This window comes from Pediococcus parvulus (assembly GCF_964063155.1).
Classification (GTDB): Bacteria; Bacillota; Bacilli; order Lactobacillales; family Lactobacillaceae; genus Pediococcus; species Pediococcus parvulus.
Genome location: NZ_OZ061292.1, coordinates 535,168 through 548,047 on the forward strand (window position 1 = coordinate 535,168; position 12,880 = coordinate 548,047).

The 12,880-nt window shown below is 37.8% G+C and carries 11 protein-coding genes and 1 pseudogene; 10 read left to right on the forward strand and 2 right to left on the reverse strand.

Features of this window, described 5'->3' with window-relative positions:
• Positions 1 to 132: 132 nt before the first annotated feature.
• From AB3217_RS02505 to AB3217_RS02535, 7 genes and pseudogenes are all read left to right on the forward strand, one after another.
• Positions 133 to 1,638: pseudogene (locus AB3217_RS02505) on the forward strand (helix-turn-helix domain-containing protein).
• 312 nt (positions 1,639 to 1,950) lie between these two features.
• Entirely contained in the window at positions 1,951 to 3,447 is a 1,497-nt protein-coding gene (locus tag AB3217_RS02510; RefSeq protein WP_367365629.1) for a WxL domain-containing protein, read from the forward strand.
• A gap of 14 nt (positions 3,448 to 3,461) precedes the next feature.
• On the forward strand, positions 3,462 to 3,776 hold the full coding sequence (locus tag AB3217_RS02515) for an LPXTG cell wall anchor domain-containing protein (protein ID WP_147206809.1): 315 nt from the start codon (positions 3,462 to 3,464) through the stop codon (positions 3,774 to 3,776).
• Positions 3,777 to 4,204: 428 nt separating this feature from the next.
• Positions 4,205 to 4,924, forward strand: a complete 720-nt coding sequence (locus AB3217_RS02520; RefSeq protein ID WP_068806856.1) for a WxL domain-containing protein — start codon at positions 4,205 to 4,207, stop codon at positions 4,922 to 4,924.
• A 27-nt stretch (positions 4,925 to 4,951) separates the two neighbouring features.
• Complete coding sequence (locus tag AB3217_RS02525; RefSeq protein ID WP_367365630.1) at positions 4,952 to 6,025, forward strand: DUF916 and DUF3324 domain-containing protein; 1,074 nt, start codon at positions 4,952 to 4,954, stop codon at positions 6,023 to 6,025.
• A gap of 117 nt (positions 6,026 to 6,142) precedes the next feature.
• Positions 6,143 to 7,036, forward strand: coding sequence for a YihY/virulence factor BrkB family protein (locus AB3217_RS02530; RefSeq protein ID WP_367365631.1), 894 nt, complete (start codon positions 6,143 to 6,145; stop codon positions 7,034 to 7,036).
• A gap of 54 nt (positions 7,037 to 7,090) precedes the next feature.
• The gene (locus AB3217_RS02535; protein WP_057783607.1) at positions 7,091 to 7,453 is read left to right on the forward strand and encodes a DUF3899 domain-containing protein; all 363 of its coding nucleotides are present in this window, start codon (positions 7,091 to 7,093) and stop codon (positions 7,451 to 7,453) included.
• 56 nt (positions 7,454 to 7,509) lie between these two features.
• Here AB3217_RS02535 and yidA read toward each other — a convergent pair whose 3' ends face one another.
• Both yidA and AB3217_RS02545 read right to left on the reverse strand, forming a co-directional pair.
• Positions 7,510 to 8,322 carry a sugar-phosphatase gene (gene yidA, locus AB3217_RS02540; protein ID WP_068806862.1) on the reverse strand — a complete coding sequence of 271 codons (813 nt, stop codon included), beginning with the start codon at positions 8,320 to 8,322 and terminating at the stop codon, positions 7,510 to 7,512.
• Positions 8,322 to 9,695 carry an HD domain-containing protein gene (locus AB3217_RS02545; RefSeq protein WP_057783603.1) on the reverse strand — a complete coding sequence of 458 codons (1,374 nt, stop codon included), beginning with the start codon at positions 9,693 to 9,695 and terminating at the stop codon, positions 8,322 to 8,324. The genes yidA and AB3217_RS02545 overlap by 1 nt, the downstream gene beginning before the upstream one ends.
• A 157-nt stretch (positions 9,696 to 9,852) precedes the next feature.
• Between AB3217_RS02545 and AB3217_RS02550 the strand changes: the two genes are divergently transcribed.
• The 3 genes from AB3217_RS02550 (at position 9,853) to AB3217_RS02560 (ending at position 12,685) form a co-directional block, all read left to right on the forward strand.
• Positions 9,853 to 10,293 carry a DUF1934 domain-containing protein gene (locus AB3217_RS02550; RefSeq protein ID WP_367365632.1) on the forward strand — a complete coding sequence of 147 codons (441 nt, stop codon included), beginning with the start codon at positions 9,853 to 9,855 and terminating at the stop codon, positions 10,291 to 10,293.
• A 45-nt stretch (positions 10,294 to 10,338) separates the two neighbouring features.
• Positions 10,339 to 10,911: a DNA-directed RNA polymerase subunit delta gene (gene rpoE, locus AB3217_RS02555; RefSeq protein ID WP_057783600.1), complete on the forward strand. Its 573-nt coding sequence runs from the start codon at positions 10,339 to 10,341 to the stop codon at positions 10,909 to 10,911.
• A 175-nt stretch (positions 10,912 to 11,086) separates the two neighbouring features.
• Complete coding sequence (locus AB3217_RS02560; RefSeq protein WP_068806866.1) at positions 11,087 to 12,685, forward strand: CTP synthase; 1,599 nt, start codon at positions 11,087 to 11,089, stop codon at positions 12,683 to 12,685.
• The last annotated feature ends 195 nt before the right edge of the window (positions 12,686 to 12,880 follow it).

Sequence of the window (12,880 nt, forward strand, 5' to 3'; positions counted from 1 at the left end):
AGTGCAACATCTTTTTTATAGACAAGCGTTTATTTATTGTAATGATTCGTTATATTTGTAAACGTTTTACATGTTATATGGTAAAGTGTAACTAGAGAAGTAGAAAAAATAAAAAGTGAGTGTTTAATAACGATGTACAAAACGGATTTGTTAGAGAAAAATCAACAAAATTTATTTAAAATCCTAGAAATTCTTTATTTAGACGGAAATCCAGTGACCAAGCAATCGTTGACCAAAAAATTAAAAATTTCACCTGCAACGTTGAAACGTTATTTAGAAGATTTAAATGAGGATGTTCAACCTTTAGTTGATGAAAACAAGGTAGAAATCAAAATCGAGGCCAATACGGCGAGTTTCAAAATACTCAAAAACTTTGCACTTGATGATTGGCTGTTTGATCGTTATTTAAAAAAATCACCCAAGTTTCAACTTGTGATGCTTTTTTATAATCATGGAAGTCTTACGACATATACCCTTCAAGAAAAATTAAATCTTAGTGAGGCTTCTTTGTAGCGCACTATTAAACAGCTTAATACCGTTTTGAGTGAATTCAATTTGAGTATTCACAATGGGAATATTATTGGGGATGAATTACAAATTCGCTTCTTTTATTACAACCTTTTTCAAGTCATTAATTATTCGCCTAAAGTGCGAGATTTTAATTTGGATCAGTTTGTGAATGAAGTGCAGACCGAATTACATTTCTACTTTCACTCTGAAGCAATTCATAGGGTGCGTTTGTGGTTGACAATTTCTCAGCATCGGTTGGTTGTCCAGTCCAAGTTACAAACGAGAATACCAGAATCGGTTCGTGAATTATACGAAAACAATGAGCTTTATTTTCATATAAAAAAAGTATTTCAGCGCGTCTTTCATGTTCGTTCACAAACAAAATCGGAGTTTGAATCTGAGGCGTTTTGTGTCATGTTAATTAGTATGTCTGTATTTAATAGCAAGACAAATGTGGCTCAACGTTTTTACGATATTTATAATTCTCAACACACACGGTTGTCTCAGGTAGTGGATCAAACGAATCATTTGATCCAAAAAACGCTCGAAATTAAGGATAGCCAGTGGCCCTTTGAATTAATGAAGTTAGTTTTTGATATTTGTGCACGACCGTTTTGTTTTTCGGGTAATTTGGAATATATGGATGAAATTTATGCTGACTACTATGTCTCGCATTTTTTCTCACATCAGGCACGCCAGGTTGTTAAAGAAATAATGCGAGTGTTAACTCAATCCAAGTATGGAGAAGTGAGCAAATTAATTGAACAAAATTGGATCTATTTTCAGCGGCGGTTACTATTTGCGATCCGTGATTTTAGATACCAACAGATTAAGGATATCAATATTGGCGTAGATACTACTTTTGATTATTATATTAGCCAGTTGATTATTGATCTTATCCGCCAGATGTTTAAAAGAGATTTGCGAGTTAATGTAAACTATTATCAGCCCGGGAATGCCTATGATTTGGTGCTAACGAATTATCACGACGAGCCTTACGATGACACGGATTATACATATTGGCTAACTAATCTAGGGACTACTCGTGATTTAGTAGCGATTAAAAAAATCGTTGAAACTCATTTTTATGAAAAGACTCCGGTGCATCAGTTAATGTTTAAAAAATAGTAGAGAAAAAGAATGGGAAAAATAGGCTTTAGCTGGGTCTCGTGCTATTTCCCAAATACTATTCCTAAAATGTAGAAAAGAGTCAGATTCTGAGTAGTCTAGATTATACTCAGAATTTAACTCTTTTTTTTTGCATTTTTTTGAATGGAAATATGATTAAACATTAGAAAATGAGAGCTCTAACGCACACAAAAATATGAATTCTTGCAATTTTTTTGAGTTAACTATAAAAAATGAAATCGCTATCAGTTAAAACTTGCTATGATTAACTTGTAAAAAGGAAGCGGTTAGTTTTGAGGAGAGGCGATGATTGTGAAAAGATTTCTAAAGTCGTTACTAGTGTTTGTCACTTTAGCCAGTATTTTCGGATTGTATAGTCATCAACAAACTTATGCAGATGATGCAGAACCGAATTTTAACCTTGTCATCTCGCAAAACTCTGTTCATGTGGGGGACGCGGTTGAAATTAAAGTAAATCAATTGAAAACGGTGGAAGAGAGTTCAATTGATTTTAGTATGATTATTCCAACCGGGGTGATAATTGATAAAACGGCACTTAGCCAAGCAGCTACTAATGATGGATTTAAGTATCAATTGGAGAGCGATAAGTTGAACTTAACTTTAACTCCAAAAACCTCGAAAAATTTTGTCATTAAGTTAATTGCACAATCTGCAGGTGAATTTTCAATAAGTATTTTGGATAGTAAGCAGGCACTGACTAGTAATGTAGTCCAGATAGGAGCCCAAGCTGAGGCTTCCTCAGCAGAAAGTACGAGTAGTTCATCGAGTTTGCCAAGTACAGCAGATGAAAGCAAAAACAGTGTATCGAGTTCATCAGTCGAAAAAGTGGAAAGTTCAAGTTCACAAGCAATCAGTTCAGCAGAAGACTCAAGCTCACAAGTAAGTAGTTCAGCAGAAAGCTCAAGTACAGAAGCAAGTTCAAATGCGAAAACTACTTCAGGTAAATCGGCGCGAACGATTGTTAATGCGAACATTAAACTTGATCAGGCTGTCAATAATATCAATATTTCATATATATATCGTTATGCAAGTGATACAGATCAAGCCCTTACAGGTTATATTCAAGATCCAGACGAAGAAAAGATTACCGTTACCTATACCCTAACAAAGTTATCCGGAAATGGTGCTACCCCACCTCAAAACGGTGTAGTGCAAACGTTAGGAACGTTTACAACTGATGGCGCAAATGCTAAAACGGCATTCAGTTATTCACTTCTGGCTAATAAGTTTGCGGCGTGGACGACAAACTCAGTGGGATCGGTGTATGTACTGAGAGTAATGTTTGCAGGTACAGGTGGGCAAAAGAGTTTTAATATTCGGATTGTCTACACAGACGGGTTACTCAGTCTGACTGCTCCTTCAAATATTGATTTTGGAAGTGATTTGAATGCTGAATTCACTGGAAACCCAATCTATATGGGAAAGGTTGCTACTGGCAGTCAGGCACTTGAAGTTACTGATACCCGTAAAATTCCAACTGGATATCCTATAAACGGATGGAATTTGACGGTTGCTTTAAAAAAACAAATGACAGGAGTAACAACTAAATGTGTTTTGACAAATAGTCTGCATTATATTTACAAAGGGACGGATAACACGCTAAGTTCTGCTTCAAGCCCAGTGATGAGCTTGACCACTGGAACACCAGGGAAAACAACGCCTGTTTCGGCTATGTGGGATTCTAAAAATGGAATAGCGTTTGAGCCCACAGCCGGACAACCAGTTGCTGGTGAACAATATACAGGTGCGGTTACTTGGACGTTGCAGGATGCACCGGTTAATCAGTAGGGAGATGATGCCATGTGAAAAGAGGATTAATACTTGTGATACTGAGTGTTGCGTCGATGTGTTTGTTTAATTCACCGATCCGTGGTGATACCCACGTTTCCGAAAGTTATGTGGGATTTACGAAGGCAGCACCTGCAACGCCGCAACCTAATGTGCCGGACAAACCCATTTATTCAAAGGTAGAAACGGCATCACAAGGTAAACAACAATATTTGCCGCAAACAGATGAACAGTCAGAAATTTTATTGAGTGTCATTGGATTATCAGGAATGATTGTAGTTCTTGGATATGGGATTCAGAGAAGAAGGATTTTTATAGCAGCCAAATAAGTAAAAGGATAAACCAAAAAAACGAATAGGAGCCACTCCGACTTATTGCTATAGCAATTAGGGAGGATGGACATCCGTATGAGAATAAGATTTTACGAAAGTAAAATAAATCTAAAAAACGAATAGGAGCCACTCCGACTTATTGCTATAGCAATTAGAGAGGATGGACATCCGTATGAGAATAAGATTTTACGAAAGTAAAATAAACCTAAAAAACGAATAGGAGCCATTCCGACTTATTGCTATAGCAATTAGAGAGGATGGACATCCGTATGAGAATAAGATTTTACGAAAGTAAAATAAACCTAAAAAACGAATAGGAGCCACTCCGACTTATTGCTATAGCAATTAGAGAGGATGGACATCCGTATGAGAATAAGATTTTACGAAAGTAAAATAAACCTAAAAAACGAATAGGAGCGATTGTCATGAAAAAAACAACTTTAATCTCACTAATTAGTATGAGCGGTCTTGTTTTAGGAGCTATTGCACCAGTTACTGCAATGGCAGCAGAAAACCGTACTGAAGACACAACCGCATCCGTTACATTTAAAGAAAACACGACTCACCCAGTTGATCCGGTCGACCCCACAGATCCAGATGAACCAGGTGATGGAAGTGGAACTGGCGAAGTTGGACCTTTAAGTATTGATTATGTTTCTAATTTTAATTTTGGAATTCATAATGTGCCAACCGAAGATGCGGTTTATACAGCAGAAGATGATGAAGGGGCTAGCAAAACATTTCCAAACTATGTCCAAGTTTCAGATCAACGAGCTGGGGACCCTAAAGGCTGGAGCCTAACCGTTAGTCAAAAAGGCAACTTCAAAGATAGCAAGGCAAATACTTTAACAGGTGCGCAAATTCTTTTAGGCTCGGCAATTGTTAAAACAACCACGAATAGTTACCCTAGCTCAAATCATACAGTAACTTCTTCTACTAATGGTGCGGCATTACAACCTGGAGGTGCTACTGTGAATGTGATGGCTGCAAAAGCTGGTGGTGGTTCCGGAACATGGGTTGATGTTTTTGGACAAGCAAATAACTCAACAGTAAAATTAGAAGTTCCAGCTGCAGCACATCCAAATGCGGATAGCTATAGTACAACGCTCACTTGGAGTTTAGCAGACACACCAGTTAATTCTTAAAATAATTAGGTAAAGGAGGTTGTCACTGTGAAACGAAAAACTTTTATCTTGATACTAATGACTTTGGTACTAAGCATTCTCACAATCTTGCCGGTTTCGGAAAATCAGCTAACCTTTGGAGTTCAAGCAAACCTTCCTGAAAATCAAGTTGACAATAAGGTTACCTATTTTGATTTGAAACTAAACCCGGGTGCTAGCCAAACTGTAACGGTCACGGTAACAAACGGGACTAAAAAACAAGTCAAGATAAAACCGGAAGTAAATACAGCGACAACCAATCTAAATGGTGTAGTCGAATATCAGAAAGTATCAGCTAAGAACTTTGATTCATCCCTGAAGTATCCTTTGTCTAAATATGTAACGCCAGTCGAAAAAACGATTGTCTTAAATGCAAAACAGTCTAAGAAAATCCATTTCAAAATCAAAATGCCTAAAGGTAAGTTTAATGGTGTAATGGCTGGTGGCATTCGTCTTCAAGATGAAAATGCCGAGATTAGTAAAGATGCTAAGAAGAAAAAAGGAACAACTGTCCAAAATGAATATGCGTATTTAGTGGGAATAGTCTTACAACAAACTGCAAAAAAGGTTACACCTGATATGAAATTGGCAAGTGTCAAGCCAAGTCAAAACAACCTTCGAAATGTAATCAATTCCCGTTTACGAAATGTTAAGGCAACTTATTTAAATAAATTGTCAGTAAATGCAAAAGCTTCCAAAGCTGGTAGTTCAAAGATTTTGTATCACCAGAAGACTTCTAATATGCAAATGGCACCTAACTCAGTTTTCAATTATGCATTGAATTTAAATGGACAAAAATTGAAGGCTGGGACATATGTCATGGATATCACAGCTAAATCTAAAAAGCAGACTTGGCATTTTAAAAAGCAGTTTACGATTACTCGTAAAAAAGCGGCTGTGTTAAATGCAAAGGATGTCTCAATTAAAAAGAATTATAGCTGGATTTATATCTCGGTAGGAGTCCTCATCTTGTTAATCATGATCGCAATTGCATTCTGGCTGATCCGTAGAAAACTAAAAGCTAAAGAAGCTGAAAACGAAGCATTACGCGCCCAACTTGAAAAACACTCCTCAGACAACTAATTGTTTAATGACCCCCTTTGCAAATAAGACTGGAAATTTCCAGTCTTATTTGTTTATTGTTTCAATAAGTAATACTAAGCTGGTAAACTTAAAGAAAAGTCGAAAGAGGATTTAGCTATGTGGATTCAATTTAAAGAAACAAATTTTTTTAAATTTATCACAATCTTTTTGCGCCGATTTAAAAGTGGAAATGTGTCGAACAATGGAATTGTTTTTGCGTATTATACTTTGCTCTCATTCTTTCCTTTACTTCTGTTAATTGGAAACCTGTTACCATTACTGAATTTGCCGATAAAAACCGTTCTAGAATATGTGCAACAGGTCATGCCAGAAAATATTTATGAAATTTTGAGTCCTTTAATTCGTCAGTTATTGACAACTAATAGTGGCGGCATTTTTTCGATAGGAGTTGTGGTGGCAATTTGGTCGGCAAGTCGCGGCATTTCGGCATTTCAAAAATCGTTGGATGCGACCTATGAAATGGAGAATTCTGCAAATGCTATTCTGAGTCGGCTGTTGTCTTTTGTGATTGTCCTTATTTTTATGTTGGCCTTGGTTGTGGTCGTCCTGTTCTTCACATTAAGTTCGGCTGTTTTGACTTATTTGACCCCAATCCTTCATCTACCTCAAAACTTGGTGGGCATCGTGAGCACAGTTAAATGGCCGATTACCATTATTGCGGCTGTCATTATTTTGGCTGTTTTGTATGTCATTGTGCCAACCGCAAAGGTCTATTGGCGGTTTGTCTGGGTTGGTGCGGCGTTTTCGATGGTTGGTTTACTGTTGCTAACGCAGTTCTTTGCGCTATATTTACGTTACTTTGGCGGCGAAATTACCACCTATAGAACAATTGGGACTTTTATTGTGATCATGCTGTGGTTGGATCTTTTTGCGGAGATTCTCTTGATTGGCGGGGTCATCAATGCTTCCTTACAAGAAGGCTGGCAGAAAAAAGCGTTTATCCCCAAGAAACGCCGTTCAAAAAGGCAAAAATCTGATAAACTGGTATAATACAAACATAAATTAATGTACCGGGAATTTTGGTTCTCGGATGCAGCTAAAGGTGTGAAAATTACGAATTTTATTAAAACGCATAAAGCTTTAACGACTGATGTCATTTTGATTTTGGCTGGGATAATCGATTGGTTGATTACGCGCAATGTCATTGTGACTAGCAACCACTTTTTTATGATTGGATTGGCGCTATTACTAATTGGTGTGGCCTTTGTATTAGAACGAGGACATTTACTAACGGGGTGGTTTCGCCGGCCAGCTAAAGGTGAAGAAAAACTGAAGCGAAAAAAGATCGATGTTCACAAAGTCGGGCGGATTAAAAACAGTCCAATTGTGTTTACAAAGCCAGCACGCTATTTTTTACGCATTGGGATTTTTACTGTTGTTGTCAGTATTCTTGTTTCATTTATCTAAAAAACTCTTTACCAAATGATTTTTGAAGTCATTGGTAAAGAGTTTTTGTTGGGAACCTAAGTAGTTAACACAAATTTTTGAATAGCTTTGGCAACGCCGTCTTCTTCGTTTGTGGCAGTTACAAATTTGGCTAATTGTTTGACTTCTGGAATTGCATTACCCATTGCGACGGGAGTTCCAGCAACTTTTAACATAGAAAGATCATTTCCTTGGTCACCAATTGCCATCATATTTTCAGACGTCCATCCTAAACGTTTCGCCAAATCTTTCAGAGCGTTACCTTTGCTGGCCGATTTATTTAAAACTTCTAAAAAGAAAGGCTCACTTTGCACAAAGTAGTATTTCTCTAAAAAGCTTTGTGGAATCTTTTCACGCAGAGCGGTGATCTTTTCTGGTGGGTCAATGAACATCCCCTTTGGAATTCGTAAATTCATTGGCATTTCACCGACATCACGATACCGAATACCCATGCGCACGTAAAAACTTTCCGCAATTGTGTAAGGACTCAGATTCTTATTGGCAGTATAAATATGGTTTTCAGTTTCTACATGAAAATGACTGCGCAATTTCCGACTTAAGGCTTCAAGATCAGTATAGTCATTGTAGTTTAGAGTATGCCGAATAATGGTCCGCCCCTCGATTGTTCGAACCAGCGCGCCATTGTAAGTAATGACAAACTGGTCATCACCAGACAAGCCTAGTTTTTTTAAGTGTTCAGCGACCCCAGTAAGTGGTCGTCCGGAGCATAAAACAATTTTGACACCAACTTGACTGGCCTGCTTGATAACAGAAACGGTTTTGTCGGTAATTTGTTTATTGTCGGTTAAAAGCGTGCCATCAAGGTCAATGGCCACAATTTTGATCGCCATTAGCGTTGACCTCCCTTAGCATCTAGCAAAATTCCGTTTTTAATATACGATTGAAACTCTTTGTAAATTGGGTGGAAGAGTTCACTATCATCTTCAGATAGCATTTTTTTAGGAAAGAAGAAACGTTCATCACCAGAAACCCGTCCCGTGATCGCAGCCACTAAAGCACTCACGGTTGAAAGCTCAACTAAACTACCATCGTGTTGCATAAGCTCAATTTGGGTCCGTGGTTTAGTGGTGCTAGGATCGTAAGCATCATATGGTAAGTCATAGCTATTATTGATAGCTGTGTAGTAGGTACTGTTAAACCCAGCTTTTTCAATGAGGCTTCGCAGCTCAGGTAATAAATATTCTGTTTCGCGCGTAAAGCGTACTGATTTCAGTGGGATACGATTTAAAAATCGATTTGATAAATCATTTAAAACGGGATCTTTATCGTCCTCCCACTGTTGGAAGTAGGTGTTTAAAACGCCATCATCTAAACGTAAATAATCGGCAACTGTTGCATTGTGATTAAAAAACGGCATCAAAAAATAAGGAATAAAATCGCGTTGCTTACTATTATCATTGGTAGCATCGCCATAAATTTCGTTTGCTCGTTGCAAAAGATGACTTAAAATCATTTCCATTGAGCGAGAAACAGGATGAAAGTAAACTTGAAGGTACATTTGGAAACGACTGACGATAAAATCTTCCACGGCATGAATGCCGCTGATTGAAAAGGCAATGCCATCTTTATAAGGACGCATCACGCGCAAAATTCTGGTTAAATCAAAAGTGCCGTAGTTTGTGCCTGTATAATAGGAATCACGAAGCAGATAATCCATTCGATCAGCATCAATTTGGCTAGAGATCATTTGGACAACCTGTGGATTTGGATATTTATGAGAGATCACGCTGGCAACTTCGCTCGGAAACTTTGGTGAAACTCGGCGGAGCACTTGGTTAACCTCGGTTTCTGGGTCCGTAATAATGTGTTCGGTATAGCTTTCATGATCAGTATGAAAAATATGCTCAAATGTATGTGAGTATGCGCCATGACCAATGTCATGCAGTAAGGCAGCACATAAGGTGACGAGACGTTCTGAATTGTCCCATAAACCATCGCCAGGTGTCTTTGAGGGATAGTTACGCTCAAAACTGTCACAAATGCGCCGGGCAACTTCATAACATCCAAGGGAGTGTGAGAAGCGCGTATGTTCAGCACCATGGAACACAAGTGAAGTTGTACCAAGTTGATGAATGCGACGTAAACGTTGAAATTCTTTTGTATTAATTAAGTCTAAGATGACCTGGTTTTGAACATAAACATAGTTATGAACCGGGTCACGAAATACCTTTTCCATTGGCAATAATTTATTACGGTAATCCATGAAAATAGGCTTCCTTCCATCTAAAAGTTATTTGTTAAGCCTAGTATAACAAAGTTTTGTAATTCCGTTTGAATAAAGCCAAATCGCTATGATGAATGAATTTTTGGGTTTATACTAATAAGGAAGTTATTTTTGGGAAAGAAGGGTGCTGACTTTAATGGATGAACTTAATACTGGTGTACCGGTTGCCATTCATTTGGACACTTATATCACACAAGAAGGAGAAGAGTTCCATTTTGCATTTGATGAAGATGGTCAACTTTTTCAAATGGGTGATTCTTTTTATATTCGTTACCAAGAAACGGATGAAGATACCAAAGAACAAATTCCGGTCACTATGAAAATTGATAGTGAAGGAGACGTCTTATTGACGCGTTCCGGTGAAAACAAATTGCGATTACGCTTTAGTAATGGCAAACGAATTCAGGCCCGTTATCGTACACCATACGGAATTTTACCGGTCGATACAGTTACCCCGTTTTTGGAAGTTCGTGTGCGTGATCGACCATTTTCCGGAACTGTGAATGTGGATTACCAGTTATTTGCTGGTGAAAGTTTATTAGGAGACTACAAAATTAGATTGCAATTTACAGCCTAGGTAATGTATCATAGGGAGTAGACTGTTGAAAGGACGTGCACCAGTTTGGATTTGAAAATTTTTGATGGTCAAGACAAAACTGAACTTTCATTAATCGAGGTTGCTCATGCAATTCTTGCTCAGCATGGTGATCCCATGGCATTTGTGGATCTTGCTAATGAAGTTCAACAGTATCTTGGCAAAACCGATGAAGAATTCCGCGATCGTTTGTCACAATTTTATACTGATTTAAATACTGATGGTAGTTTCATTTCTTTGGGCGACAATAGTTGGGGGTTACGTACTTGGTACCCCTTTGAGTCAATTGATGAAGCCATTATTCATGCTGATGAGGATGAAGATGACGATCGTCCAAAACGTAAGAAACGTAAGAAGGTTAATGCTTTCTTAGCTGACGCCGCAGATGATGACGACGTAATTGATTATGATGCCGATGATCCAGAAGATGATGATGTTGTTGCTGATGACGACAATGACTTTGATTCCGATAATAATGATGATTATACTGATAGTTCAAAAGATGATGATAGTGATGATTTACCTGATGATGATTTGCCCGATGGTATCGAAGGACAGTTATCTGAGTTAGATGATGACGATTCGGATGATGATGAATAAGTCAGCTTTTCAAGCTTGACATTAGATTAGTTACCTTGTATTATCTTTATTGGGCGCTTTGCTATGTGCAAAGCCAAACAGTACGGATTTTAAATTGTGCTCCCTATTCCAAATGAATAGGGAGTATTTTTATTATTTCATAAATGTCCCTAAAAAACCTCAAAGGAGTTATAAAATGACTAAATACATTTTTGTCACTGGTGGCGTTGTTTCTTCGCTTGGAAAAGGAATCGTAGCGGCTTCTCTTGGTCGTTTACTCAAGAATCGTGGCCTAAAGGTTACCATTCAGAAGTTTGATCCCTATATTAATGTTGACCCAGGAACGATGAACCCGTATCAACATGGGGAAGTATTTGTTACAGATGATGGCACAGAAACTGATCTTGACTTAGGTCACTATGAGCGGTTTATCGACAATGATCTTAACAAGTATTCCAATGTGACAACTGGGAAAATCTATTCTGAGGTTTTGAAAAAGGAACGTCATGGTGACTACTTAGGTGCCACTGTGCAAGTAATTCCACATATTACGGATACCATCAAAGAAAAAATCATGCGCGCTGGGACAATCACAGATTCTGATATTGTGATTACTGAAATTGGTGGAACAGTTGGTGATATCGAATCTCTTCCATTCTTAGAGGCTTTGCGTCAAATGAAGAGTGAAGTGGGTTCGGAAAATGTGATTTATATTCACACCACTTTGATTCCTTATTTACGTGCAGCTGGAGAAATGAAAACAAAGCCAACTCAACACAGTGTTAAGGAATTGCGTGGGCTTGGAATTCAACCAAATATTTTGGTAGTTCGGACTGAAAAGCCCATTACACAATCCATGCGGAATAAAATTGCGTTGTTCTGTGATGTAGATCCAGAAGCTGTTATTGAATCACGTGATGTGGATAATTTGTATCAAATTCCGTTGAATCTTCAGGCTCAAGGGATGGATCAAATTATTGTGGATCACTTTGGTCTTAAGACACCAAAAGCTGATATGGAAGACTGGCGAAAGATGACAGAACATGTTCGTAATGATTTGGACCATGTCATTAAGATTGCCTTAGTTGGTAAATATGTGGCCTTACAGGATGCTTACATTTCTGTATCTGAAGCTTTGAAACATGCCGGATATCCAGTCAATGCTAAAATTGAAATTAAAAAAGTGGATTCTGAAAAAATCACAACCGATAATGTTTCTGAAATTCTTGGCAACGTAGATGGTTTAATCGTTCCTGGTGGGTTCGGTGATCGTGGAATTGAAGGCATGATTACGGCCATTCAGTATGCTCGTGAAAATGATTTACCATTCTTGGGAATTTGTTTAGGTATGCAAATGGCTTCCGTTGAGTTTGCGCGAAATGTCTTAGGTCTTAAAGATGCTAATTCAACAGAAATGAATGCTGATACACCGCATAACATTATTGACTTAATGGCCGACCAGGAAGACGTTCATGATTTGGGTGGAACACAACGATTAGGCTTGTACCCATGCAAACTTAAAGCAGGTTCTGTGGCTGCTGCAGCATATGACAATCAAGATGTTATTCAAGAGCGTCATCGTCATCGTTTTGAATTTAATAATAAATATCGGGATGCTATGCAAGAACATGGATTAGTATTTTCCGGCACTTCTCCTGATAACCATTTAGTTGAAGTTATTGAATTACCTGAAAAGAAATTCTTTGTGGCTTCTCAATATCATCCAGAATTCTTATCACGGCCACAACGTCCAGAAGGTTTGTTCAAAACCTTTATTGCAGCTGCTAATAAATAACAGTAAACAAAGTAGTACACGATCGTCAATAAGACATAGTCGTGTACTATTTTTGTGAATAAATTTATAGAAAAATTAGGTCAAATTATAAGTTTTTCGTGAATAACCCTTAGGCGGGTTCGGTTTATTGATTTTTTTTAATTTATGGTTGTTTTTTTGATATAGGTTATTTATGATTAGAATTGACTGTACAAT

Coding starts and splice junctions, on each gene's coding strand:
- AB3217_RS02520 (WP_068806856.1), top strand. CDS start 4,205: ATGAAAAAAACAACTTTAATCTCACTAATTAGTATGAGCGGTCTTGTT.
- AB3217_RS02530 (WP_367365631.1), top strand. CDS start 6,143: ATGTGGATTCAATTTAAAGAAACAAATTTTTTTAAATTTATCACAATC.
- yidA (WP_068806862.1), bottom strand. CDS start 8,322: ATGGCGATCAAAATTGTGGCCATTGACCTTGATGGCACGCTTTTAACC.
- AB3217_RS02545 (WP_057783603.1), bottom strand. CDS start 9,695: ATGGATTACCGTAATAAATTATTGCCAATGGAAAAGGTATTTCGTGAC.
- AB3217_RS02550 (WP_367365632.1), top strand. CDS start 9,853: ATGGATGAACTTAATACTGGTGTACCGGTTGCCATTCATTTGGACACT.
- AB3217_RS02560 (WP_068806866.1), top strand. CDS start 11,087: ATGACTAAATACATTTTTGTCACTGGTGGCGTTGTTTCTTCGCTTGGA.